This is a genomic window from Mesorhizobium sp. Arg314 (assembly GCF_053714275.1).
The window spans coordinates 39,936-65,162 of sequence record NZ_JBSKBP010000016.1 but is presented as its reverse complement, the minus strand read 5'-3'; the positions used below and the strand labels follow the sequence as shown (position 1 = coordinate 65,162).

Here is a 25,227-nt window from a genome sequence, read left to right as displayed (position 1 = left end):
AACAAACGCCGCGATAGCGTCGCGCGGAAGCGGGAACCGGCTTTCGCTCCGTGTCTGGCGAGCCGTGATGCGGCTGGCTTCGCTCTGTGTCGACGATCCCCAGCATCCAGTTACGACCGACTCCCGGCTGGGACTGGCAAGAGCGGGCGTCGCCGCCAGTCTGGAAATGAACGCATCCTGGCGTCGGCGGGCTGCCCTGGCGGCCTGGTTCCTCTGCATCGGAATCCTGCCGCGGCGCATGGGGAATGCAGTTTTGGCATGGAAGCTGGTCGCATCGTCCAGACCGGAATTTCTCACGCAATTGTCGAAAACTATCCGTCGCATGACGAACTAAAGCGCGTCGCGCTGAAAAGGCGCTCTTAGGATCGCGGTTGTTTCTGGTTTGTTCACATTTTTCTGGCATCGCTCGTCGCCGCGGCTAAACTTGGCGCATGGGGGAAGCGATTCGCATCATCGGCATCGATCCGGGCTTGAGGCGCACCGGCTGGGGCGTCGTCGACAGCCTCGGCAATTCGCTGCGCTTCGTCGCTTCCGGCACCGTGCGTTCGGACGACAAGGCGCCGCTGGCGACGCGGCTCTGCCAATTGCATGACGGGCTGGTCGAAATCCTGCATCAGGCCATGCCGCAAGAGGCGGCGGTCGAGCAGACTTTCGTCAACAAGGATGCGACGGCGACGCTGAAGCTCGGCCAGGCGCGCGGCATCGCCATGCTGGTGCCGGCGCGCGCCGGGCTGGTGGTCGCCGAATACGCTCCCAATGCGGTCAAGAAAGCGGTGATCGGCGTCGGCCACGGCGAAAAGAAGCAGATCCATATGATGGTCAAGGTGCTGATGCCGAAGGCGATCTTCGATACAGACGACGCAGCCGACGCTTTGGCCATCGCCATCTGCCATGCACATCACCGCCAGAGCGTCGCCTACCGGATGGCGGTGGCGGGGTAGGTCGTTCTTGACTTGTTCCGTCTGTTGGAATATTCCTTACTTGTAAGAAAGGATTTGCCAATGCGTGTGACCAGCAAGGGCCAAGTGACCATTCCTCGCGATCTGCGCGAGACATTCGGCATTGTCGCCAACAGCGAAGTCATTTTCGGCATTGAAGGCGGAAAGATCACGATCACGCCCCGGCACGACAAGGGACGGCAGGCAGATCGCGAACGGCTCGCCAGTTTTCTCGCCGCGCTTGATCGGCTGGAGGGCAGCGGCGATCAGACGATGAATGCCGATGACGTCATGGCCCTGACAAGGGATCGCTGATCTTGGCGACGCTTGTCGATACCAATGTGCTTATCGATGTCGCGGTTCGCGATCCCGTCTGGCTGAAATGGTCGCGGCCGAAAATAGAGGCTGCCCGCAAGCGAGGCAGCCTGGTCATCAATCAGATCATCTACGCAGAGTTTTCGATACGCTACGAGACGATCGAACATGTCGACGATGTGTTGTCCGAAGACGAATACCGACGTGAGGGGTTGCCGTTCGAAGCAGCCTTCGCAGCGTCGAGGGCATTTTTGCTTTATCGTCGGCAAGGAGGGCCGCGCGAGAAGGTCATGCCCGATTTTTTGATCGGTGCTCATGCCGTCATTAGAGGCTATCCCATCCTTACGCGCGATCCGGCAGGTTTCAGAAAATACTTTCCCGATGTCGAGCTTATCGCGCCCGACACCCACCCTTAAGAGAGCTCACGTATGATCGGCAAGCTGAAAGGCACGCTGGACGAGATCGACGAGGATACCTGCCTCGTCGACGTGCACGGCGTAGGCTACGTCGCCCATTGCTCGACGCGCACGCTGGCATCGCTGCCGTCGCCCGGCGAGGCGGTGGTGTTGTTTATCGAGACCTATGTGCGCGAGGACATGATCCGGCTCTACGGCTTCCAGACCGGGCTGGAACGCGAGTGGTTTCGCCTGTTGATGAGCAATGTGCAGGGCGTCGGCGCCAAGGTGGCGCTGGCGGTGCTGTCGACGCTGGCGCCGGCCGACCTCGCCAATGCGATCGCGCTGCGCGACATCGCCATGGTTTCCCGCGCGCCGGGCGTCGGCAAGAAGGTGGCCGAGCGCATCGTCACCGAATTGCGCACCAAGGCGCCGGCCTATGCTGGTGCTGCCACCGGCACGATCGGCCTCAAGCAGGAGCTCGGCGAAGGCGTCGCGGCTGCACCGATTACGGATGCGGTCTCGGCACTCGTCAATCTCGGCTATTCGCGCGACATCGCGGCCAACGCGGTTGCCGCCGCGCTGAAGTCGGCCGGCGAAGGCGCGGATGCCTCCAAGCTGATCCGCTTCGGGCTGAGGGAACTGGCGCGGTGAGATGATTGCTGGAAAACAAAATTCCGACTACCATATGAAGTGTAGGAAATTTCTTAGAAAGTAAGAAAATGGGCGCGTATGCCAGTCTAACCTCGAAGGGACAGCTTACCATTCCCAAAGACGTGCGGGATGCGCTGTCGCTAAAGGCTGGAGATATGATCGCTTGGACGGTCGTGGACGGCTATCTCGTTGGAACACCGCGCAATCTCGATTTCGCCGACCTCGCCGGTTTTCTGGGAGACCCTCCCGGCGGTCCTGCTTCTCTGGAAGAAATTGATGCTGCCGTTCGAGATGCCGTGGGCAGGCACGTGGCAGGAGATAAGTCACGCGACGGACAAGAGGGTGGCGCGTGACATCGATCGGCATCGACACGAACGTTCTGCTTCGAATGGTGCTGAACGACGATGCTGAACAGCGGACAAAGGCTCTTGCCTTTGGCGAGAGCCTCAATGAAGACAAGCCCGGCTTTGTCAGCCTGGTGGTGTTAGTCGAATTCAGCTGGTCGCTTATCTCGCGTTACAGGCTGCCGAAGGAGCAGGTGCAGGCGGCAATCCAAAGATTGCTCAAAATCAAGACGCTCATGTTCGAAGATTTCGATGCCATCGTTGTGGCGCTCGAACGGTCTAGCTCGCCACAGGTCGATTTTGCCGACGCATTGATCGCCGAGCACAATCGAAATTTGGGTTGTTCGTATACGGTCACGTTCGATCAGCGTGCCGCTAAATCAATCGCGGGCATGGAGCTGCTGGCATGAACCTTTCGCCCCGCCTCATTGCCCCCGACAAGCGCGGCGAGGATGCCGACCAGACGCTGCGGCCGCAGTCGCTCGACGAGTTCGTCGGCCAGGCGGCGGTGCGCGCCAATCTCAAAGTCTTCGTCGATGCCGCCAAGGGCCGCGGCGAAGCGCTCGACCATGTGCTGTTCGTCGGCCCGCCGGGGCTCGGCAAGACGACGCTGGCGCAGATCATGGCGCGCGAGCTCGGCGTCAATTTCCGCTCCACCTCCGGCCCGGTCATCGCCAAGGCAGGCGACCTCGCGGCGTTGCTGACCAATCTCGAGGAGCGCGACGTCCTCTTCATCGACGAGATCCACCGCCTCAATCCGGCGGTCGAGGAAATCCTCTATCCGGCAATGGAGGATTTCCAGCTCGATCTGATCATCGGCGAGGGGCCGGCGGCGCGTTCGGTCAAGATCGACCTTGCCCGGTTTACCCTCGTCGCGGCGACGACCCGGCTTGGGCTTCTGACCAATCCGCTGCGCGACCGTTTCGGCATCCCGGTCCGGCTCAATTTCTATACGGTCGAGGAGCTCGAGCAGATCGTGCGGCGCGGCGCCCGCATCCTCTCGATGCCGCTCGGCGACGATGGCGCGCTGGAGATCGCTCGGCGTGCGCGCGGCACCCCGCGCATCGCCGGCAGGCTGCTGCGCCGGGTGCGCGATTTTGCTTCCGTCGCCGGGGACGGTCATGTCGACAGGAGGATCGCCGACGAGGCGCTGACAAGGCTGGAGGTCGATGCGCTCGGCCTCGACGCGCTCGACCGCCGCTATCTGTCGATGATCGCGCGCAATTTCGGCGGCGGGCCGGTCGGCATCGAAACGATCGCGGCCGGGCTTTCCGAGCCGCGCGACGCTATCGAGGACATCATCGAGCCCTATCTCATCCAGCAGGGCTTCATCCAGCGCACGCCGCGGGGCCGCGTGCTCACCGCCAACGCCTGGCGGCATCTCGGGCTCGACCCGCCGAAGGATATTGCCCAGCAGCAGATCAGCCTGTTCCAGGAAGAGTAACGCAGATTTGTTTGCCATTTGGCCGCGCAATGGCCCGTCTGCGCAGAATCTGCGCGCCTCGGCCTAGCTGAGGGCGCAATTGCCGCCTTTAAGGCAAAGCTTGCTTGTGGAATCTCCCGGGGCTTGGGCTGACTGATGATCACCAGACGTGGCTTTCTGCGCCTCATCGGCGGCTCGTTCCTGTCGATGGTGTCGCTCAGTGCCTATGCGGTCGGCATCGAGCCGATGATGCTCACCCATGTGAAGCGCTACGCCCTGACGCCGCCTCACTGGCCGGCAGGCCTCAAGCTGCGTGTCGCAGCACTGGCCGACATCCATGCCTGCCGGCCCTGGATGACACCGGAGCGGATCGCCTCGCTCGTCGAAAAGACAAATGCGTTGCAGCCGGACCTGATCGTGCTGCTTGGCGACTATGTCGACGGAATGCGCCTGGTGACGGCCGACGTGTCTGCACCGGATTGGGCCTCCGCCCTTTCAGGGCTGAGGGCGCCGCTCGGCGTGCTCTCGATCCTCGGCAATCACGACTGGTGGCACGATCATGCAGCGCAGCGGGCCGAAGCCGGGCCGACGGCTGCGCGCAAGGCTCTGGAAAGCGTAGGCATCCCGGTGCTGGAAAACGACGTCGTGCGGCTGGAGAAAGACGGGCATGGCTTCTGGATCGCCGGACTAGCGGACCAGCTGGCAATCCGGCCAAGCAAGGCACTGGGCCGCCGCGGCTTCAAGGGTATGGATGATCTCGACGGCACGCTCGGCAAGGTCTCCGACACGACGCCCGTCATCCTGCTCGCGCATGAGCCCGACATCTTCCCGAAAGTGCCCGGGCGGGTTTCGCTGACGCTGTCCGGCCACACTCATGGCGGACAGGTGCGGCTGTTTGGCTATTCGCCGGTCGTGCCGTCCGACTTCGGCAACCGCTACGCTTACGGCCATGTCGTCGAAAACGACCGCAACCTGATTGTCTCAGCCGGGCTGGGCTTCAGCATCGCCCCGATACGTTTCGGGGTGCGGCCGGAAATCCTGCAGATCGATCTCGGCTAAAGCGCGTCGTGCTGAAACGGATTCAGGCGACGCGCTTTAAGTCTTTGTTTTGATGCATGTCGTCAGCGAAGCGCACGGATCGCGTTCATCACGTCGGGTTCCGCCTTCTCGCCGTCGAACGCGTCGACGATGCCGAAGGCGCCGCCATAGCTCCACACCGACCAGGAAAAGCCATGCGCCTCGGCGCGGGCGATCATGTCGCGCACATAGGCCGCGCGGTATGCGGCCGGCATGACAAAGCGGTTGCCATATTCCTTGCGGATCATGCCGAATTCGCCAAGCGTGATATCCTGCGGCTTGATGCCGTTGGCCTTCGCCCATGCGTCGACCGTCTTGAACGGCGCCTCCATGACGGCGAGGAGCTTTTCGGGACTGTCCATCGTCGCCACCTGCTCGTCGAGATAGGCGAGCATGCCGCTTTGCCGCGCCCAGGGCGCCTCGGCACTGATCCGGCCGCGGATCGTGTCCAGCGCCATGTCCAGCCGCGCCTTCGAAATGGCTGTCAGCGGGTAGGGCAAGCCGGTGACGTATTGGATGAAATCGCCGGCCCAGGTCGCGCCCTGATGCGTCAGAAGGAACGGATCGTAGGAATGGAAGGCCCAGATGATGTTGTCGTCCGGGATCGCTTTCGGATCGACCTTCGCCAAGGAGACCGCGATCGAATAGCAGCCGCCGGTGAGCACAAGCGTGAGCCTGGTGGCCGAGGCGCGCGCGGCCGCGAACAGCTGCTTTTGGCGTTCGGGCCAAAGATCGGTGCCGTTCTCGTCGCAATCGACGATCGGCTCGTTCATCAGTTCCAGCGCGACAAGCTGCGGGTCTTCCCTGGCAAGTGTCTTCGCCATGTTGCGCACGATTTCGACATAGGCGTCGAACGTCGTGGGGTCATCCATCACCTCGCTCATGCCGATCTTGCGGTTGCCACCGGCCGGGATCAAATGCAGGTCGACGATCACCTTCAGGCCGGCGCGATTGATCATGCGCGCCGAGTCCAGGACGCCGGCATAGAGGTCGCCGCGCAGAGCCGTGGTCTGGTCCGAAAGAAAGGGCGACGGGTCGACCGGCATGCGCAGGAAGTCGAGGCCCGCATCCTTGAGCGCCTCGAGGTCGTCCTCTTTGAGGAATTTACGCCACTCCGGATAAGGCAGGATCGCCTCGCGGTCGCCCCATTTGTCCTCTGTCGGCCAGGTGACCCACTGGTCTAGATTGAGGCCGCGCTTCATCGAGAACGTCGCCGCTTCGGCCGGAAGCGCCAACGCGGCAAACGCAAGCAGCGCCGCCATCAAGGTCTTGATCATCGTGCCCAACAGTGCCATCCCGTTCCCGCGCGAAAACACCTGCCCCCTCAGGCCAGAAAAGGAAAGCGCGATGGACGATCATGGTGAATCTGCGGCGCTTAGCGCCGGGCTTTCCGGAGCCCTGACGGATTTCGGCCACCGGCTGATGGCCAGGGTCTACTATGCCGACACCGATTTTTCCGGCGTCGTCTACCATGCGCGCTATCTCGAGTTCCTCGAACGCGGCCGCTCCGATTACCTGAGGCTCACCGGCGTCCATCACACCGAACTGTTGGACGGCAAGCATGGCGAGCGCATCGTCTGGGTGGTGCGGCGCATGGAGATCGACTTCCGCGCGCCGGCGCGCATGGACGATATCCTCACCATCGACACGCGCACCGACGACATTTCCGGCGCCCGCATCTTCATGGGGCAGCAATTGAAGCGCGGCGGCGACGTCCTGGTCGAGGCCAGGGTCGAAGCGGCGATCGTCGGCGAAAGCGGCCGGCCAAAGCGCTTCCCGAAGGATTGGATCGCTGCTTTTATACCGAAGGCAAGGGCCTGAGCCTCTCGCTCGCCAGCACAATCTCGTACGCGTCAACCAGGCGGCTCCGGCTACCGGCCGGCCAAGCCAAGCGCGGCAATGCGCCGCGCCTGATATCCTAACCCATCCTTAACCATAACGGTTCATGAAGGAATTGGCGAAGATTGGCGCAATTCGCGCGCCTTCCTTTCACCAATATTTGCCTCGAAAAGGCCGCGGAACGGTGCATTCGGGGCTAGTCCCGCAAGCTTCAAGCTTCGCGCGATCGGACCAAAGGGATGCCCATGGGTCAGCCGCCAGCGATGCCCGGAAAATCTTAAGGACTTAAGTCATGGAAAACATCGCACTCGCCGAACCGGGCGCGCATCTGTCGATTTGGGCTCTGTTCATGCAGGCCGGCTGGGTGGTCAAGCTGGTCATGATCGGCCTGCTTTGCGCCTCGATCTGGACCTGGGCGATCATCATCGACAAGCTCGTCGCCTATAGCCGCATGCGGCTGGCGCTCAATCGCTTCGAGCAGGTTTTCTGGTCGGGGCAGTCGCTGGAGGACCTCTACCGGACGCTGTCGGACCGCAAGACCACCGGCATGGGCGCGATCTTCGTCGCCGCCATGCGCGAGTGGAAGAAGAGTTTCGAGAAGGGCGCGAAATCGGCGCTGGCGCTGCAGACCCGCATCGACAAGGCGATGGATCTGGCGCTGACGCGCGAGATGGAGAAGTTGGAGGGACGCCTCGGCTTCCTCGCCACCACCGGCTCTGCCGCGCCGTTCATCGGCCTGTTCGGCACCGTCATCGGCATCATGACGTCGTTCCAGGCGATCGCCGCCTCGAAGAACACCAGCCTGTCGGTGGTGGCGCCCGGCATCGCCGAGGCGCTGCTTGCGACCGCGATCGGCCTGCTCGCGGCCATCCCCGCGGTCATCGCCTACAACAAACTGTCATCGGATGCGAACAAACTCGGCGTGCGCATGGAAGGGTTCGCGGATGAGTTCTCCGCCATACTCTCGCGCCAAATCGATGAAAAAGTAGCGCAGAAGGCCTGAGGAACGATCATGGGGATGTCTGCAGGCGCAGGTGGCATGGGGCGAGGCGGACGCGGCCATAGGCGGCGTGGCCGCCACCATGCCCTGATATCCGAAATCAACGTCACGCCGATGGTGGACGTGATGCTGGTGCTGCTGATCATCTTCATGGTCGCGGCGCCGCTCTTGACCGTGGGTGTGCCGATCGACCTGCCGGACACCCAGGCCAAGGCGATGAATGTCGACACGCAGCCGATCACCGTGTCGATCAACGCCGCCGGCCAGATCTACCTGCAGGAAACCGAGATTCCGATCGACGAGCTGGTGGCCAAGCTGCAGGCGATTTCCAAGACCGGCTATGACGAGCGCATCTTCATCCGCGGCGACAAGTTGACCGACTATGGCACGGCGATGAAGGTCATGGCCCGCATTTCGGCGGCCGGCTACAAGAATATCGGCCTGGTCTCGCTGCAGGAACAGGATCAGTAGACGCCAAATGCGGACCGGCCTCACCTCATCGGTGATCTTGCATACGGTGGCGCTGGCCTTCGGGCTGTTCACGCTGTCTTCGCCGCCGGCCATGCCGGCCGCGGACGTCGAGTCCGTGGCGGTCGACATCGTGCCGATGGAGGCCGTGCCGCAGACGCTGCAGGGCGACAAGAAGTCGGTGATGCATGAAAAGCCGGCGCCGGTGCCGACCAAGCGGCCGGACGTCGTGCCCAATGCGCTCAAGGTCGGTGAGAACACCGTCGATACCGACAAGCCGGTGACGGACGAAGCCAAGCCGAAGCCGGTCGAGAAGACGGCAGCGCCACCGCCCGCGCCGACGCCGACCGAGAAGCCGGCAGTCGAGGACGTGCCGAAGCCGCAGGAGAAGCCGAAGCCGACCCCGGCGACCGAAGTCGCTCCGAAGCCGACGCCGAAGGAAGAGGTCAAGCCCGAGCCGGTCAAGCAGACGGAGCCCAAGCCGACGCCGGCCAAGGAACCGACGCCCGCGCCGCAGCCGGACAAGACCGCGGCTATCCAAAAGCAAGAGGTCAAGCCGGACGCCGTCGCCGAGGCGATCTCACAGGACCAGCCGGCGGAAGAAGCAAAGCTTCCGGACTCGGCTCCCGCGCCCGAAGCTCGGCCGAAGCCACAGCCGGCCCAGGCCGAGAGCGCCAAGGCGCCGGACCGCAAGGATGCCGAGAAGCCGGTGAAGGAAGCGTCTTCCAAGCCGAAGTCGGATGACAAGCAGTTCAATGCCGATGAGATTTCCGCTTTGCTGGACAAGCAGAAGCCGTCCGGCGGCGGCGCCAAGCGCTCGACCCAGCAAGCATCGCTCGGCGGCGAGAAGGACCAGGGCCAGAAGCTGTCGAAGTCAGAGGAAGGGGCTCTGCGCGATCAGCTTGCGGGTTGCTGGACCTTCCCGGCGGGCATGGAGGCCACGAACGACCTCATTGCCGTGATTTCGTTCAATCTCGACGCCTCGGGCAAGCTGGACGGCCGGCCTGTCGTCGAGAAGTCGAGCGGGAACCGCCAGGTCGACGAAAGCGCGGTGCGCGCTGTCCAGAAATGCAACATGGCCGGTCTGCAGGTTCCTGCCGGAAAGCAGGACATCTGGGGACAGATCAAGGTCACTTTCGATCCGAGGGAAATGCTTGGCCTTTGAGGCCTGCCCTCCGCACAATCAGTGAAGAGAAGCGAGAAGACATGAAATTCATCCTCAAGCCGCTCCTGATGGTCGCGACAATTGCATTGGGTTCAGTGGTTGGCGCGGCCGCGCCGGCATGGGCCCTCGTCGAGATCAACGTCAACAAGGGCAATGTCGAACCGCTGCCGATCGCCATCACGGATTTCCAGTCCAATGATGCGCTCGGCGCCCAGATCACGGAGATCGTCACCGCCGACCTGAAGCGGTCCGGCCTTTTCGCTCCGATCGACAAGAGCGCTTTTATCGAAAAGCTCTCCGGTCCGGACGCCACGCCGCGCTTCGACGACTGGAAGGTGATCAATGCGCAGGCGCTGGTCACCGGCAGCGTCGGCAAGGAAGCCGACGGCCGCATCCGCGCCCAGTACCGGCTGTGGGATACGTTTGCGGGCCAGCAGATGGCCGGCGAGCAGTTCTTCGCCAACGACGCCAACACCCGCCGCGTCGCCCATATCATCGCCGACGCCATTTATGAGCGGATCACCGGCGAGAAGGGGTATTTCGACACGCGCGTCGTCTTCGTCGACGAATCCGGCGCCAAGAACGCCCGCAAGAAGCGGTTGGCCATCATGGACCAGGACGGCGCCAATGTACGCTATCTGTCCGACGGCCGCGCGATCGTTCTGACGCCGCGTTTTTCGCCGAACCGGCAGGAAATCACCTACATGTCCTATGAAAGCGGGCAGCCGAAGGTCTATCTGCTGCAGATCGAAACCGGCCAGCGCGAGCTGGTGGGCAACTTCCCAGGCATGACGTTCGCGCCACGCTTTTCGCCCGACGGCCAGAAGGTGATCATGAGCCTGCTGCGCGATGACGGCAATTCCAACATCTTCGCCATGGATCTGAGAAGCCGCTCGACGACGCGGCTCACCGATTCGACCGCGATCGACACCTCGCCATCCTATTCGCCGGACGGCTCGCAGGTTGTCTTCACCTCCGACCGCGGCGGCGGCAGCGGCCGTTCGCAGATCTACGTCATGGGCGCGGACGGCTCCAATCCGCGCCGCATCTCTTTCGGCGACGGCGTCTATTCGACGCCTGTCTGGTCGCCGCGCGGCGATCTGATCGCCTTCACCAAGCAGAGCGGCGGCGAGTTCCAGATCGGCGTCATGAAGACCGACGGGTCGGGCGAGCGCATCCTTTCCTCAGGCTTCCAGCAGGAGGGTCCGACCTGGGCGCCAAACGGTCGCGTGCTGATGTTCTTCCGTGACTCCGCCGGCGGACCCAAGCTGGTCTCGGTCGATCTCACCGGCCGCAACGAGCAGCAGATTCCGACCGCGAACTATGCTTCGGACCCGGCGTGGTCGCCGTTGCTGGAGTAGGCACAGGAATTGAAGAACTGAAGAATTGAAGAACTGAGGAAAGTCGGATTCCTTGTCGCTTCAATTCCCCCCTTTTCTACTCCTCGTCGCGTTTTGGCCGTATTTCCGCCTACGGTCCGCGCGCATTGTCGATCTTGGTAAATGCGTGCATGCGTAACGGCCGAGGACGGCGGCTCGAACCAAAAATTAACCGTGTTTCTTGAACGCCGGTTAACCCAAACGTGGTTACTGGGTGATCAACGAAATCACTCGAATTGCGAAGGAGAGGCGGCATGGGCCGTATCGCAGCACTTACCCGAAACCCAGCCATGATCGCGCTGGTGGCAGCTCTTGCCATCACCGGTTGCGCCTCGAAGAAGACCCCGAACAGCGCGGCCGATCTCGGCCTCAACGGCGCCGGTGCCGCCACGCCGGGTTCGGCGCAGGATTTCACCGTCAACATCGGCGACCGCATCTTCTTCGACACCGACTCCGCGTCGATCCGCGCCGATGCGCAGACCACGCTGGCGCGCCAGGCGCAGTGGCTGAACCAGTACAAGCAGTATGCCATCGTCGTCGAGGGCCATGCCGACGAACGCGGCACGCGTGAGTACAATCTGGCGCTGGGCGCCCGCCGCGCCGCCGCCACCCGCGACTTCCTGGTTTCCAAGGGCGTCGCCGGCAGCCGCCTGAAGACGATTTCGTACGGCAAGGAGCGTCCTGTCGCTGTCTGCGACGACATCTCCTGCTGGTCGCAGAACCGCCGCGCCGTCACCACGCTGTCGGGCGCCGGTTCCTAAGGCCAACCGCTGCAGCGTCGGTTCCGGCAGACTGCAGGCGGCAAAAATACAACATCCCAAAATGAAAGGCGGCCTCAGGGCCGCCTTTTTCATTTGCGACGCGTGGAAACAAAATTTGGCCGAAGTCTCGCGCCCTGCTATGAGCGCGAGGGCGCTTCCTCCCACTGTTTTGATTTGGAAAGGCGCATCAGGCCAACACACCCACCGCGAGAGACAGAATGCATTTCAGAACGGTCCTGAGCGGCACGCTTGCGCTGCTGCTCGTATCAAGCCTCCCAAGCCTTGCCGCGCCGGCCGACGGCTCCGGGCAGGCCTCCAACAGCGGGTTCACCTTCCATCTGCCGACACTCGGCATCTTCGGCGACAAGACGAAGCCGGAACAGGCACAGGTCGCGCAGCAGGATGGCGGCGCCGGCATGACCGGCCTGCAAGATCAGCTTCGCCAGATGAACGGCAAGATGGAGGAGCTCAACTTCCAGATCCTGCAGATGCAGGAACAGATGCGAAAGCAGCAGGAAGACAACGAGTTCCGCTTCCAGCAGCTCGAGGGCGGTTCGCAAGGAGGCGCCAAACCGGCCGGGCAGAAGAAATCGGAAGCCGCGCCCCAGGATGGGAATAGCAACGGCAACACCAACCTCGGCGATGCCGGCACCGGTCAATCCGGTACCGGCATCGCCGGAACGGGCAGCGGCGTCGCCCAGGCTCCAGCGACCCAGGCGCCGGCCGACGCCGGAGCCCAGAATGGTGGCGGCAAGAGTGTCGGCGACGTCATCGTGGAATCGCAGACCGGCGATCCCGGCAAGCTGATCACCGGCGCGCCGCCGAAGAATTTCGGCACCATCACCGTCGACAAGAACGGCAATGTCGTCAATGCGGAGACCCGCCCGCAGGCCAGCGCACCGGCGGAAGCTCCCGCGGCCACGGCAAGCGCGCCTTCCGCCGAAACACCAGCCAGGAAGGGCAAGTCCGGCGGCACCGAGGTCGCGGCCCTGCCGTCGACCAACGATCCTGACGAGCTCTACCGCAATTCCTACCAGTTCATCCTGTCGGGCGACTATCCGACCGCCGAGCAGGGGTTTCGCGACCATATTTCCCGCTTCCCGAAGGACGCCAAGGCGGCGGACGCGCATTACTGGCTGGGCGAGTCGCTGCTGGGTGAGCAGAAATACCGTGACGCGGCCGAAGTCTTCCTCGCCGCCAGCAAGGAGTACCCGAAGGCCAAGAAAGCGCCCGACATGCTGCTCAAGCTCGGCGTTTCGCTGGTCGGCCTGAAGCAGAACGACGTCGCATGCGCCACCTTCAATGAGATCAGCAAGCGCTATCCGGATGTCTCCGGCACGCTCAAGGAGCGCATCAAGCAGGAAAAGGCGCTGGCGTCGTGCTGACGCCCGATACCAAACCTGACCTTTGCGACCGCCTTTTCTCCGACCTAGACTTTTCGACCGGCGCCGTTGCAGCCGTGTCCGGCGGCAGCGACTCGACCGCCCTTCTCCTTCTCCTCAAAGATCACCTCGACCGGACCGCATCGGCCGCCAGGCTGCTCGCGGTGACGGTCGATCATGGCTTGCGGCCGGATTCAGCCGCTGAAGCGCGGCTCGTCGCCCGCTTCTGCGCCGGGCGCGGCATTGCGCATCGCATTCTCGCTTGGGGTGGCGACAAGCCTGCGAGCGGGCTGCCGGCTGCTGCGCGCGAGGCGCGCTACAATTTGCTTGCGGCGGCAGCAGACGCCGAGGGCATCAAGCTGATCCTGACCGGCCACACTGCCGACGACCAGGCGGAGACGGTGCTGATGCGGCAGGCGCGCGACGATGACGGCCGCGGTCTCGCCGGCATGGCGCCCGCCACGCTTCACGACTGGCGGACATGGATCGTCCGACCGCTGCTCGGCACCCGGCGCGCGGCACTGCGCGAGATGCTGCGGCGCCGCGACATCGGCTGGATCGAGGACCCGACCAATGTCGATGCCCGCTTCGAGCGGCCGCGCGTGCGGGTGGCGCTCGCGCAGGGCGAGGGCGAACGGCGCATTGCGGAAGCGTTGGCGCGGGCCGGCCAGGCGGCCGGCGAACGCGAGGACGTCGGTCATCGCGCGGCTCTCTCGATCGACGCCTTTGCCAGCAGGCCGGTTCCCGGCCTTGTCCGCCTCGATCGCGATTTTGCCGCGCATGAGGACGGCCAAGCCGCCATCTATGCGCTGCGCATCCTGCTGGCCACCGTCGGCGGAGTGTCGTTTCTGACCGATGAGGCGCGTTGCGCTGCGCTGTTTTCCCGCCTGCGGTCCGCACCGGTTTGTGCCACATTGTCGCGGACGGTGATCGACGCGCGGCGAACCGGCATTTTCCTTCGCCGCGAAAGCCGCGACCTGCCCGCCGCCGCGCCACCGGTGGATAACCGGCTTTGGGACAACCGGCGACGCATCACTTTGAACGGCCGCATCACTTTGAGCGACGGGCCGGGCAACTTGGTGATCGCGCCGCTGGGGCCCGCCGCCGCCAGGCGAGCATCCTTGAGCGAGGATATTCCACCAGGCCTTTCACGCGCGGCACTTGCCGCGGAGCCCTCGCTGTGGGCCGGAGGCAAATGCCTTGATTTTGCTGGCGGCAATGCCGGCCCGCAATCGGTCTCGATCGTTCCCGCGGTGGCCCCTTTCGCGCGCTTCCTGCCGTCCTTCGACCTCGAGCCCGCCGCTGCCGTCGCGGCGCTTGTCGGCGCGCCGCCGCTGCCGGCGCCGCCATTTCGCGGCCATGATGTCGGGCGAGGGTGGGCGAAAGCTTAACCGATACGTGCTGTTCTGCTTGGCAAGGGGAGGTGCTCTCCCTATGTTAGGCCGAGCTTCTCCACCATCGCGGGTCCGAACGCGGGCCCCAACGGGACAATAGATGAATCCGAATTATCGCAACCTCGCGCTCTGGGCGATCATAGCGGTCCTGCTCATAGCCCTGTTCAACCTTTTCCAGACGCCGCAGACGCGCGGCGCTACCAGCGAGATTGCCTATTCGCAGTTCCTGCAGGATGTCGCCTCCGGCCGGGTCAAGACCGTGACCATCGCCGGCGCCCGCATCTTCGGCACCTACGCGGACAACACCAACGGCTTCCAGACCTATTCGCCCGGCGATCCGTCGCTGGTCTCCAGGCTGCAGGACAAGAACGTCACCATCACCGCCAAGCCGGAAACCGACGGCTCCAATTCGCTGTTCGGCTATCTGATCTCGTGGCTGCCGATGATCCTGATCCTCGGCGTCTGGATATTCTTCATGCGCCAGATGCAATCCGGCTCCGGCCGCGCCATGGGCTTCGGCAAGTCGAAGGCCAAGCTTCTGACAGAGGCGCATGGCCGCGTCACCTTCCAGGACGTCGCCGGCGTCGACGAGGCCAAGGAAGATCTGGAAGAGATCGTCGAGTTCCTGCGCGACCCGCAGAAGTTCCAGCGCCTCGGCGGCAAGATTCCGCGCGGCGTGCTGCTCGTCGGCCCGCCCGGCACCGGCAAGACGCTGCTCGCTCGCTCGGTCGCCGGCGAAGCCAACGTGCCGTTCTTCACCATTTCCGGTTCGGACTTCGTCGAGATGTTCGTCGGCGTTGGCGCGAGCCGTGTGCGCGACATGTTCGACCAGGCCAAGAAGAACGCGCCCTGCATCATCTTCATCGACGAAATCGACGCGGTCGGCCGTCATCGCGGCGCCGGCCTCGGCGGCGGCAATGACGAGCGCGAGCAGACGCTGAACCAGCTGCTGGTCGAGATGGACGGCTTCGAGTCCAACGAGAGCATCATCCTGATCGCCGCCACCAACCGCCCCGACGTGCTTGATCCCGCGCTGCTGCGTCCGGGCCGTTTCGACCGTCAGGTGGTGGTGCCGAACCCCGACATCGTTGGCCGCGAAAAGATCCTCAAGGTGCATGTGCGCAACGTTCCGCTGGCGCCCAATGTCGACCTCAAGGTCGTCGCCCGCGGCACGCCGGGCTTCTCCGGCGCCGACCTGATGAACCTCGTCAACGAATCCGCGTTGATGGCGGCGCGCCGCAACAAGCGCCTCGTCACCATGGCCGAGTTCGAGGACGCCAAGGACAAGATCATGATGGGCGCGGAGCGCCGCTCGTCGGCCATGACCCAGGCCGAGAAGGAGCTGACCGCCTATCACGAGGCCGGCCACGCCATCCTGGCGCTCAACGTGCCGTCGGCCGATCCGCTGCACAAGGCGACCATCATCCCGCGCGGCCGCGCGCTCGGCATGGTCATGCAGCTGCCCGAAGGCGACCGCTATTCGATGAGCTACAAATACATGGTCTCGCGCCTCGCGATCATGATGGGCGGCCGCGTTGCCGAGGAGTTCAAGTTCGGCAAGGAGAACATCACGTCGGGTGCCTCCTCCGACATCGAGCAGGCGACCAAGCTGGCGCGCGCCATGGTCACGCGCTGGGGCTTCTCCGACAAGCTCGGCCATGTCGCCTATGGCGACAATCAGGAAGAGGTCTTCCTTGGCCATTCGGTAGCGCGCACGCAGAACATCTCGGAAGAGACGGCGCAGATCATCGATGCGGAAGTGCGGCGGCTGATCGACGACGCCTATTCGACCGCCAAGGCCATCCTGACCAAGAAGAAGAAGGAATGGATCGCGCTGGCCGAGGGGCTGCTCGAATACGAGACACTGTCCGGCGAGGAGATCAAGCAACTGATCGCAGGCAACAAGCCCGCCCGCGACCTCGGCGACGATACCCCGCCCAGCCGTGGCTCGGCTGTGCCGAAGGCCGGCAGCGGCGGCCGCCGCAAGAAAGGCTCCGAGCCCGAAGGCGGCATGGAGCCGCAGCCGCAGGGCTGAGGACGAGCGAACGCCTTACAACAAACGCCGCGGATCGAACCGCGGCGTTTGTTGTTTGGGAGGATCGAAAGCGACCTGTCCGATCTCTCGGGTGGCCTCGCCTACACTCCATCTTCAAGGTCGGCGCTGCCCCTCATTGCCCTGCCGGGCATTTCTCCCCGTAAACGGGGAGAAAGAGGCTGGCCGCTTTCTCGGTGCTCATCCTGCAACGTTGATGATTGGCGAAACCCGCCGTGACAGCGTCCTTCTCCCCGTTTACGGGGAGAAGATGGCGGTAGCCAGATGAGGGGCGGCGCCAACGCCGGAAGATGTCGCCCGCTTCCTATGATCCCGTATGTTGCGACTTCGCTTCAATAAAGCGGCAAACAAGAAGGCCCGCGCATCTTGCGATGCGCGGGCCTTCTTCCGGAAATAATCGCTGCGCGATCAGCTCTTCAGCTTGGCATTGCACAGGCTGTAGAAGCCGCCGCCCTTCTGGATCCACTTCAGGCCGTTCAGCGTGTTGGCATCCTTGTTGGCGTAATACTGCTCGAGGCAGGTATGCATGCGGCCCTTGGCCGGGGTCTCGGTCGCGAATTTCGGCGAGATGGCCTTCGGGAAGCTCACGCCCTTCGGCGCGACTGCGGTCGGCTTCTCAGGCTCGCTGGTATAGGTGGCCTCGGTAGGGGCCGGCACGGTGTCGTCGTCGGCAGCGGCGGCGCCGCATTCGCTCTTGCGGAAGTCGTTCCACTTCATGCCGTTGAGCTTGTTGGCGGTCTTGGCCGCCTGATATTTGGTGCTGCATTCGGCCATGCTGAGGCCTTTGCCGCCCGCGGCCGGCGCGGTGGTGGTGGTCGCTGTCTTGGCAGCGGGGGCCGTGGTGCTGGCAGCGGCAGCGGTGGCGCCGGCTCCGCATTCGGCCTTGCGGAAGTCGTTCCACTTCATGCCGTTCAGCGTGCCGGCGGCCTTGGCCGCCTGGTACTTGGTGCTGCACTCTTTCGCCGACAGGCCCTTGGCCGAGCTGTCGGCGGCCGCGGCGGTGGTGTCCTTGGCCTTCTTGGCGGGCTTGGTCTCAGCCGCCTTGGTGTCTGTAGCCTTCGTCGTGGTCGTCGTCGAGGCGGACGCGTCAGTGCCGCACTGCGCCTTGCGGAACTGGTTCCAGGTCTGGCCAGCGAGCGTTCCCGCATCCTTGGCTGCGTTATACTTGGTGCTGCACTCGGCCATGGTCAGCGCGTTGGCCGGCGCCGCCAGGAACAAGGTTGCGACGGCAAGCCCCGTCAAAACTGCAAGTCTATGAATAAGCATGGCGTTTTCTCCCTTGTTGCCGCCAATAAGTGTCCCTATGCCAAAACCAATAACGCTCAATGTCCGGTTGCGCCAGATGCTTCCGGCACGAGCGCCGTCACAAAGTGTGTTGCTCCCGATAAGGTGATGAATTGCTTGCGGTAGCCAAGGTTCGCCGGCGGACAAGGCGCCGAAAGCCTCTCGCGGGCAGGTGTAGCGCCCGCCACGTCAAAGGTGGTGATATGCCGTCGAATCACTTGCTCCGCCCGCGACAATGATTTTCTAAGGAATGGTGATATATAGTCACGAAATTTGATGATCGGATGCGGCCCAATTGTGGCACTACGGGCGGCTGAAAAACCGACGGGGACTGTAAGGGACATGGCAGGTCAGTATTTCGGCACGGACGGTATCCGCGGACGCGCCAACAAATTTCCGATGACGGCCGAGGTCGCCATGCGCGTCGGCATGGCCGCCGGGCTCTCCTTCCAGCGCGGCAATCATCGTCACCGCGTCGTGCTCGGCAAGGACACGCGGCTTTCCGGCTACATGATCGAGAACGCGATGGTGGCGGGCTTGTGCGCCGCCGGCATGGACGTCTTCCTGCTCGGTCCGATTCCGACACCGGCGGTCGCCATGCTGGTGCGCTCGCTGCGCGCCGATATCGGCGTTATGATCTCGGCCTCGCACAATCCTTACTACGACAACGGCATCAAGCTGTTCGGGCCCGACGGCTACAAGCTCTCCGACGAGATCGAGGAGCGCATCGAGGGCATGCTCGACAGGGACATCGAGCTGGCGCTCGCCGATTCCGACGGGCTCGGCCGCGCCAAGCGCGTCGATGGCGTGCATGACCGCTATATCGAATTCGCCAAGCGCACGCTGCCGCGCTCGATGTCGCTTTCGGGCCTGAGGATCGTCGTCGATTGCGCAAACGGCGCGTCCTACAAGGTGGCGCCCGAGGCGCTGTGGGAACTCGGCGCCGAGGTGGTGGCGATCAATGTCGAGCCGAACGGCTTCAACATCAACAAGGAGTGCGGCTCGACCCATCCGGCCGGCCTGCAGAAGAAGGTGCATGAGGTGCGCGCCGATATCGGCATCGCGCTCGACGGCGACGCCGACCGCGTCGTGATCGTCGACGAGAACGGCGCGATCGTCGATGGCGATCAGATCATGGCGCTGATCGCCGAATCCTGGCACCAGAGCGGACGGCTGGCCGGCGGCGGCGTCGTCTCCACCGTGATGTCCAATCTCGGGCTGGAGCGCTTCCTCGGCGACATGAAGCTGCAATTGCACCGCACCAAGGTCGGCGACCGCTATGTCGTCGAGCATATGCGTGCGCACGGCTTGAATGTCGGCGGCGAGCAGTCCGGCCACATCGTGCTTTCCGATTTCTCGACCACCGGCGACGGCCTGGTCTCGGCGCTGCAGGTGCTGGCCTGCATCAAGCGGCAGAACCGTCCGGTCAGCGAATTGTCGAAGAAGTTCGAGCCGGTGCCACAGCTTCTGAAGAATGTCCGCATTTCCGGCGGCAAGCCGCTGGAGGAAGCGCCGGTCAAGGCGGCGATCGAAGAGGGACGCAACCGGCTCGGCAAGTCCGGCCGCCTCGTCATCCGGCCATCCGGCACCGAGCCTCTCATCCGCGTCATGGCCGAGGGCGACGATCCGCAACTGGTCGAGGCCGTCGTCAACGACATCGTCGGCATCCTCCAGGAAACCCGCAGCGCCGCCTGAATCCAGCGGCACGGGTTCTTCATAATCCGCAAGCCCGCCGCCAGGCGGGCTTTTTTCGTTGTCGCGCGACGTCGCCGGACAACGGCATTCCATCTAGAATTGTATAGATTCGTGGTTAATCGGTACGGTTAAACGGCTTTTAACCTTTGCAATTCATTATCCACACCCGAGGTCAATCATCTTCGGGCGGGCGTCGTCCCGAGGCTTCTCAGGGGTGACGGAATGTTCAAGACAACAAGAATGGCATTGCTTGCCGCGCTGTTCGCGGGGGTAGCCGGGCCGGCTCTCGCCGCCGACCTCGCGGAACCGCTTCCCGTCGAGCCGGCACCGCCGCCGGTCGTCGAAGCCCAGCCCGTCGATGTCGGCGGCTGGTACATCCGCGGCGACATAGACTATCACTGGTCTCGCTTCGGCGGCGGCGACTACATCACCTATGGTGCCGCACCTCAGATCCAGGGCAGCTTCGCCAGCGGCTCCTTGAAGGGTGCCCTCTCCTTAGGCGCTGGCGTCGGTTACCAGGTGAATCAGTATTTCCGCACTGATCTCACCGCAGACTGGATGGCCAAGTCGAATTTCCGCGGCTCGACCAACGGCTTCTGCGGCATCGCGCAGACGCCTTGCGTCTCGACCGACACCTCCTCTTACTCGGCGCTGTTGCTCTTGGCCAATGCCTATATCGACATCGGAACCTGGCATGGTGTCACGCCTTATGTCGGCGCCGGTATCGGTGGTGCCTGGGTCAAATGGGATACGCTGCACAATAGCGACTCCGACGGCGACTTCTTCCATCAAGGCGGCAAGGGCTGGCGCTTCGCCTATGCCCTTATGGCCGGCGCCTCCTACTGTCTGACGGACCGCGTCAAGCTGGACGTCGGCTACCGCTACAGCCACATCAATGGCGGCAAGATGTTCGAGTATGCTTCGGACAGCAATGTCGGTCCTGGTTACGACCGCGGCATCAACGTGCATGAAGTTCGCGGCGGCCTTCGTTATCAGTTCGGCGGCCGGTCCGACTGTGCTCCGCCGCCGGAGCCCTACCAGCCGGAGCCGGAACCAATCTACACCAAGTAATCGCTTCCAGTATTCCTGAAATTCGTCAGCCGCCCGGCATCAGTCGGGCGGCTTTTCCTTTTCGCGCCGCTAAAATCCGATCAAAATCAATTCGGTAACGGAGTGTTATCCTTAACCGGCACTTAACCACTATGGTTAACAATGGCACCTTGAAACGGCGCCCGCATTCGCGGCTGGCGCCAATCTCGGGAGCCGGGGACCATGATATCCAAATCGCGTATCGCGTCAGCGCTTGCCGCAGCCATCCTGTTGCCGATGACGCCGGCGCTCGCGGCCGACTACGATCCGCCGATATATGCGGACCAGGCGCCGGACTACCAGCCGGTCGAGGTCGGTTCGGGCTGGTACCTGCGCGGCGATGTCGCCTATCTGCCGCAAAAGACCTTCAAAAACGGGGATTTCACCTTCCCGTCAACGATCAACAACGAAAGCTTCAGTGAGAGCGAGGACGCGTATTTCGCGAGCATCGGCTTCGGATATCATTTCAACGATTACCTCCGCGCCGATCTCAACCTAGGCTATCTGCCCGGCAACAAAGTGAGCTTCAACTATGACGATACAGCAACCGTGATAGCGCCGGCAACGGCGACCGTGGGATCTGGAAACCTCAAGAACTATGCTGTCTCGGGCATGCTCAACGGCTATGTCGATCTCGGCACCTATGTCGGCTTCACGCCTTACATCGGCGCCGGCGTCGGCATCGTGCGCAGCAAATACGATCTTTCGGCGAGCTATTTTACGAACAATAGCGATCCTTCCGACGACTTTGTCGAGCATAGCAGCAAGACGAAATATTCGCTTGCCTATACATTGAATGCGGGCGTCGCCTACCAGGTCTCGAAGAATGTGCTGATCGACTTGGGTTATCAGTATTTCTCCGCCCCCGATGCCGAATATATCACCGCCGCCAGCCTGAATTCCTACCCGGTTCGCAAAGGCATCAGCAACCACCAGGTCAAGCTCGGCTTGCGCTACGACCTTTGGTAGCCGAAGCAGATCAGGAAATGCCGACGGCGGATCCCAAGAATCCGCCGTCTTCGTTTCGGATCGAGCCGCTGATCAAGGGAGTATCCCGCCAGCGACAAAAACTTTGCTCTTGACGCCGAAAGCGTGAGCGCATATCGCCGTCCGTGGGCCACCCCTCCCCAACGAGGGGCCACTATCTGGAAGGATAGACCACGATGACGACGCCTACCAAGCCCGGACTCCGTCCGGCAAACCCCAATTTCTCTTCAGGTCCCTGCGCAAAACGCCCCGGCTGGTCGGTCGAGGCGCTGTCGAAGGCCGCGCTCGGGCGCTCCCACCGCGCCAAGATCGGCAAGGCCAAGCTCGAGCAGGCAATCGAGCTGACGCGCGAAATCCTCAATGTCCCCGCGGACTATCGCATCGGCATCGTGCCGGCGTCGGACACCGGCGCGGTCGAGATGGCGCTGTGGTCGCTGCTCGGCGAGCGCGGCGTCGACATGGTCGCCTGGGAAAGCTTTGGCTCCGGCTGGGTCACGGATGTGGTCAAGCAGCTCAAGCTCGCCGATGTGCGCAGGTTCGAGGCCGGTTACGGCAAGCTGCCCGACCTGACGCAGGTCGACTTCGACCGCGACGTGGTCTTCACCTGGAACGGCACGACCTCGGGCGTGCGCGTGCCGAATGGCGATTTCATTCCCACGAACCGCAAGGGTCTGACCATTTGCGACGCCACGTCGGCGGCTTTCGCGCAGCGGCTCGATTTCGAAAAACTCGATGTCGTCACCTTCTCCTGGCAGAAGGCGCTGGGCGGCGAGGGCGCGCACGGCATGCTGATCCTCAGCCCACGTGCCGTCGCGCGGCTGGAGACCTACAAGCCGGCCTGGCCGCTGCCGAAAATCTTCCGCCTGACCTCGGGCGGCAAGCTGATCGAGGGCATCTTCAAAGGCGAGACCATCAACACGCCGTCCATGCTATGCGTCGAGGATTATCTCGATGCGCTCCACTGGGCGAAGTCGATCGGGGGGCTCGAGGCTCTCATTGTCCGCGCGGACGCCAATGCCGCGGTGCTCGACCGGTTCGCCGACAAATCGGCGTGGCTCGGCCACCTCGCCGTCGAGCCGGCGACGCGTTCGAACACCTCGGTCTGCCTTGCCTTCACGGATCCGGATGTGGCGGCGCTCGACGCCGACGGGCAGGCGGCCTTCGCCAAGGGGATCGTGTCTTCGCTCGACAAGGAAGGCGTCGCCTACGACATCGGCTCCTATCGCGACGCGCCGCCCGGCCTGCGCATCTGGTGCGGCGCCACCGTCGAGACTTCCGATCTCGAAGCGCTAATACCCTGGCTCGACTGGGCCTTCGCCACGCAGAAGGCGTCGCTCAAGGCAGCGGCCTGAGACCCCGTGGCGGCCTCCGGCCGCCACCATTGCCGACACACCCAATCCCCTTCAAGGAGGCCGCAATGGCGCCCCGCGTTCTCGTCTCGGATAAACTTTCAACCACCGCCGTGCAGATCTTCAAGGATCGCGGCATCGATGTCGACTACTTGCCCGACCTCGGCAAGGACAAGGAAAAGCTGCTTGAGGTGATCGGCCAGTATGACGGCCTCGCCATCCGCTCGGCGACAAAGGTCACCGAGAAGCTGATCAATGCGGCAACCAGGCTGAAGGTGGTCGGCCGCGCCGGCATCGGCGTCGACAATGTCGATATCCCGGCCGCCAGCCGCAGGGGCATCATCGTGATGAACACGCCCTTCGGCAATTCGATCACCACGGCCGAGCATGCGGTGGCGATGATCTTCGCGCTGGCGCGGCAGATACCGGAAGCCAATGCCTCGACCCATGCCGGCAAGTGGGAAAAGAACCGCTTCATGGGTGTCGAGATCACCAGCAAGACGCTGGGCGTGATCGGCTGCGGCAATATCGGCTCGATCGTCGCCACGCGCGGCGTCGGGCTGAAGATGCATGTGATTGCGTTCGACCCGTTCCTGTCGGACAGCCGCGCCGAGGAGCTCGGCGTTCAGAAGGTCGAGCTCGACGAGCTCTTCGCCCGTGCCGACTTCATCACGCTGCACACGCCGCTGACCGACAAGACGCGCAACATCATCGACGCGGCTGCAATCGCCAAGATGAAGGACGGCGTGCGCATCATCAATTGCGCACGCGGCGGACTGGTCGTCGAGGCCGACCTCGTGGCGGCGCTGAAGAGCGGCAAGGTGGCGGGCGCCGGTATAGACGTGTTCGAGGCCGAACCGGCCGAGCAGAACGCCCTGTTCGGCATGGAGAATGTCGTGGCCACGCCACATCTCGGCGCCTCGACCGCGGAAGCGCAGGAGAATGTCGCGCTGCAGGTCGCCGAGCAGATGAGCGACTATCTGATCAAGGGCGCGGTCTCCAACGCCATCAACATGCCGTCGATCACGGCCGAGGAGGCGCCGCGACTGAAGCCCTTCGTCAAGCTCGCCGAAGTGCTCGGCGCCTTTGTCGGCCAAGTCACCGAGGATCCGATCAAGGAAGTCGAGATCCTGTTCGACGGCTCGACCGCGACGATGAACACGCGCGCTTTGATCAGCGCCGCCCTTGCCGGCCTGATCCGGCCGCAAGTCTCAGACGTCAACATGGTGTCGGCGCCGATCATGGTGAAGGAGCGCGGCATCATCGTCGCCGAGGTCAAGCGCGACAAGTCGGGCGTGTTCGACGGCTATATCAAGCTCACCGTCACGACCGAGCACAGGACGCGCTCGATCGCCGGCACCTGCTTTTCCGACGGCAAGCCCCGCTTCATTCAGATCAAGGGCATCAATCTCGACGCCGAGGTCGGCCAGCACATGCTCTACACCACCAATGCCGACGCGCCCGGCATCATCGGCCTGCTCGGCACGGTCTGCGGCGAGAACGGCGTCAACATCGCCAACTTCCAGCTCGGCCGCAACCGGCCGGGTGGCGACGCGATCGCGCTGCTTTATCTCGACGCGCCGTTCCCGGAAAAAGTGCTCGATCAGCTGCGGGCGCACCAATCGATCGACTCGGCCAAGCCGCTGCACTTCGACGTCGGCGGCTAAAGCGCGTCGCGCTGAACCGGATTCAGGCGACGCGCTTTACGTCTTTGTTTTGATGCATGTCGTTGTCCCAGAACCGCTGCACACTTCTGGGCGACGTACATTAGTGACACGGGGAAAGCCTGGGATACGTCCCGCCCGCTACGGCAGGCGGGCGACCCGGCGCGGCTCATGCCAGAACGGGCGCCCTGCTGCCGCTGTATTCGGCGAGCGCGATGCCACCGAGCACCAGCGCGAGCGCGAAGGCCTGATAGGGCTGAAACTGCTCGCCGACGATCAGCATCGAAAGCAGCGTGCCGAAGATCGGCACCAGGTGGATGAACAGGCCGGCAGCAAAATCCGGCGCGGCGCAATGCGTTCAAGGCTCGAAGCCGGGGTAGTGCGACGGCGGCGGCAAGTGAATGATGCGAAAGCCGGATTCTGTTGTGCCTGGATCAGGATGACGTTCATTGAGGATCAACATCCTGGCCGGACCCTTCGTTGGAGCTTCTTCTGAAAATCTGCAAAACGGGTTCTCACTTTCGGGGTTGTGCTCCAGGGTTTCGGCAGCAAAGAAAGGGTCGCGCCCGCCG

24 protein-coding genes and 2 pseudogenes are annotated in these 25,227 nt (G+C 63.3%); 23 read left to right on the top strand and 3 right to left on the bottom strand.

The window, feature by feature from the left end:
* Positions 1-70: 70 nt before the first annotated feature.
* From ACWGS9_RS18785 to ACWGS9_RS18745, 9 genes and pseudogenes are all read left to right on the top strand, one after another.
* Positions 71-334 (top strand): annotated as a pseudogene (locus tag ACWGS9_RS18785) (glycosyltransferase family 2 protein); the annotation flags it as partial.
* 97 nt (positions 335-431) lie between these two features.
* Complete coding sequence (ruvC, locus tag ACWGS9_RS18780; protein ID WP_320215514.1) at positions 432-941, top strand: crossover junction endodeoxyribonuclease RuvC; 510 nt, start codon at positions 432-434, stop codon at positions 939-941.
* 60 nt (positions 942-1,001) lie between these two features.
* Entirely contained in the window at positions 1,002-1,253 is a 252-nt protein-coding gene (locus ACWGS9_RS18775; RefSeq protein ID WP_128258751.1) for an AbrB/MazE/SpoVT family DNA-binding domain-containing protein, read from the top strand.
* A gap of 2 nt (positions 1,254-1,255) precedes the next feature.
* A complete protein-coding gene (locus ACWGS9_RS18770) occupies positions 1,256-1,669 on the top strand; it encodes a type II toxin-antitoxin system VapC family toxin (RefSeq protein ID WP_454506648.1) in 414 nt (137 codons plus the stop codon).
* A 12-nt stretch (positions 1,670-1,681) separates the two neighbouring features.
* Positions 1,682-2,302 carry a Holliday junction branch migration protein RuvA gene (gene ruvA, locus ACWGS9_RS18765; RefSeq protein WP_320308962.1) on the top strand — a complete coding sequence of 207 codons (621 nt, stop codon included), beginning with the start codon at positions 1,682-1,684 and terminating at the stop codon, positions 2,300-2,302.
* 68 nt (positions 2,303-2,370) lie between these two features.
* Positions 2,371-2,655, top strand: a complete 285-nt coding sequence (locus ACWGS9_RS18760) for an AbrB/MazE/SpoVT family DNA-binding domain-containing protein (RefSeq protein ID WP_320308961.1) — start codon at positions 2,371-2,373, stop codon at positions 2,653-2,655.
* A complete protein-coding gene (locus tag ACWGS9_RS18755) occupies positions 2,652-3,056 on the top strand; it encodes a PIN domain-containing protein (RefSeq protein WP_454506647.1) in 405 nt (134 codons plus the stop codon). The genes ACWGS9_RS18760 and ACWGS9_RS18755 overlap by 4 nt, the downstream gene beginning before the upstream one ends.
* Positions 3,053-4,090: a Holliday junction branch migration DNA helicase RuvB gene (ruvB, locus tag ACWGS9_RS18750; protein ID WP_454506646.1), complete on the top strand. Its 1,038-nt coding sequence runs from the start codon at positions 3,053-3,055 to the stop codon at positions 4,088-4,090. Before ACWGS9_RS18755 ends, ruvB begins: the two co-directional genes overlap by 4 nt.
* A gap of 135 nt (positions 4,091-4,225) precedes the next feature.
* Positions 4,226-5,128: a metallophosphoesterase gene (locus tag ACWGS9_RS18745; RefSeq protein WP_454506645.1), complete on the top strand. Its 903-nt coding sequence runs from the start codon at positions 4,226-4,228 to the stop codon at positions 5,126-5,128.
* Between the two features lie 62 nt (positions 5,129-5,190).
* Here ACWGS9_RS18745 and ACWGS9_RS18740 read toward each other — a convergent pair whose 3' ends face one another.
* On the bottom strand, positions 5,191-6,441 hold the full coding sequence (locus ACWGS9_RS18740; RefSeq protein ID WP_454506644.1) for a glycoside hydrolase family 5 protein: 1,251 nt from the start codon (positions 6,439-6,441) through the stop codon (positions 5,191-5,193).
* A 52-nt stretch (positions 6,442-6,493) separates the two neighbouring features.
* Between ACWGS9_RS18740 and ybgC the strand changes: the two genes are divergently transcribed.
* The 9 genes from ybgC to ftsH all read left to right on the top strand — a co-directional run bounded on the left by ybgC (position 6,494) and on the right by ftsH (position 16,569).
* The gene (gene ybgC / locus ACWGS9_RS18735) at positions 6,494-6,967 is read left to right on the top strand and encodes a tol-pal system-associated acyl-CoA thioesterase (protein ID WP_454506643.1); all 474 of its coding nucleotides are present in this window, start codon (positions 6,494-6,496) and stop codon (positions 6,965-6,967) included.
* A 310-nt stretch (positions 6,968-7,277) separates the two neighbouring features.
* On the top strand, positions 7,278-7,988 hold the full coding sequence (gene tolQ / locus ACWGS9_RS18730; RefSeq protein ID WP_320215524.1) for a protein TolQ: 711 nt from the start codon (positions 7,278-7,280) through the stop codon (positions 7,986-7,988).
* 9 nt (positions 7,989-7,997) lie between these two features.
* Positions 7,998-8,456 carry a protein TolR gene (gene tolR / locus ACWGS9_RS18725; protein WP_320232855.1) on the top strand — a complete coding sequence of 153 codons (459 nt, stop codon included), beginning with the start codon at positions 7,998-8,000 and terminating at the stop codon, positions 8,454-8,456.
* 7 nt (positions 8,457-8,463) lie between these two features.
* On the top strand, positions 8,464-9,618 hold the full coding sequence (locus tag ACWGS9_RS18720; protein WP_454506642.1) for an energy transducer TonB family protein: 1,155 nt from the start codon (positions 8,464-8,466) through the stop codon (positions 9,616-9,618).
* Positions 9,619-9,686: 68 nt separating this feature from the next.
* Positions 9,687-10,979: a Tol-Pal system beta propeller repeat protein TolB gene (tolB, locus tag ACWGS9_RS18715; protein WP_454506728.1), complete on the top strand. Its 1,293-nt coding sequence runs from the start codon at positions 9,687-9,689 to the stop codon at positions 10,977-10,979.
* 272 nt (positions 10,980-11,251) lie between these two features.
* A complete protein-coding gene (gene pal, locus ACWGS9_RS18710; protein WP_454506641.1) occupies positions 11,252-11,758 on the top strand; it encodes a peptidoglycan-associated lipoprotein Pal in 507 nt (168 codons plus the stop codon).
* 218 nt (positions 11,759-11,976) lie between these two features.
* Entirely contained in the window at positions 11,977-13,143 is a 1,167-nt protein-coding gene (gene ybgF / locus ACWGS9_RS18705) for a tol-pal system protein YbgF (RefSeq protein WP_454506640.1), read from the top strand.
* Positions 13,137-14,531: a tRNA lysidine(34) synthetase TilS gene (gene tilS / locus ACWGS9_RS18700; RefSeq protein WP_454506639.1), complete on the top strand. Its 1,395-nt coding sequence runs from the start codon at positions 13,137-13,139 to the stop codon at positions 14,529-14,531. The genes ybgF and tilS overlap by 7 nt, the downstream gene beginning before the upstream one ends.
* A 103-nt stretch (positions 14,532-14,634) precedes the next feature.
* Positions 14,635-16,569, top strand: a complete 1,935-nt coding sequence (ftsH, locus tag ACWGS9_RS18695; protein ID WP_320308950.1) for an ATP-dependent zinc metalloprotease FtsH — start codon at positions 14,635-14,637, stop codon at positions 16,567-16,569.
* Between the two features lie 426 nt (positions 16,570-16,995).
* Here the strand turns inward: ftsH and ACWGS9_RS18690 are convergent, their stop codons facing one another.
* Positions 16,996-17,853, bottom strand: a complete 858-nt coding sequence (locus ACWGS9_RS18690) for a hypothetical protein (protein WP_454506638.1) — start codon at positions 17,851-17,853, stop codon at positions 16,996-16,998.
* A 360-nt stretch (positions 17,854-18,213) separates the two neighbouring features.
* On the opposite strand from ACWGS9_RS18690, the gene glmM reads away from it, so the two are divergent.
* From glmM to serA, 5 genes are all read left to right on the top strand, one after another.
* Positions 18,214-19,566, top strand: coding sequence for a phosphoglucosamine mutase (gene glmM, locus ACWGS9_RS18685; protein WP_454506637.1), 1,353 nt, complete (start codon positions 18,214-18,216; stop codon positions 19,564-19,566).
* A gap of 222 nt (positions 19,567-19,788) precedes the next feature.
* Complete coding sequence (locus ACWGS9_RS18680; protein ID WP_454506636.1) at positions 19,789-20,637, top strand: outer membrane protein; 849 nt, start codon at positions 19,789-19,791, stop codon at positions 20,635-20,637.
* A gap of 201 nt (positions 20,638-20,838) precedes the next feature.
* A complete protein-coding gene (locus tag ACWGS9_RS18675; protein ID WP_454506635.1) occupies positions 20,839-21,624 on the top strand; it encodes an outer membrane protein in 786 nt (261 codons plus the stop codon).
* A gap of 194 nt (positions 21,625-21,818) precedes the next feature.
* Positions 21,819-22,994, top strand: a complete 1,176-nt coding sequence (locus tag ACWGS9_RS18670; protein ID WP_454506634.1) for a phosphoserine transaminase — start codon at positions 21,819-21,821, stop codon at positions 22,992-22,994.
* 65 nt (positions 22,995-23,059) lie between these two features.
* Positions 23,060-24,658, top strand: coding sequence for a phosphoglycerate dehydrogenase (gene serA / locus ACWGS9_RS18665; protein ID WP_320312209.1), 1,599 nt, complete (start codon positions 23,060-23,062; stop codon positions 24,656-24,658).
* Between the two features lie 166 nt (positions 24,659-24,824).
* On the opposite strand, the pseudogene ACWGS9_RS18660 reads toward serA, so the two are convergent.
* Positions 24,825-24,986 (bottom strand): annotated as a pseudogene (locus ACWGS9_RS18660) (EamA family transporter); the annotation flags it as partial.
* Positions 24,987-25,227 lie beyond the last annotated feature (241 nt).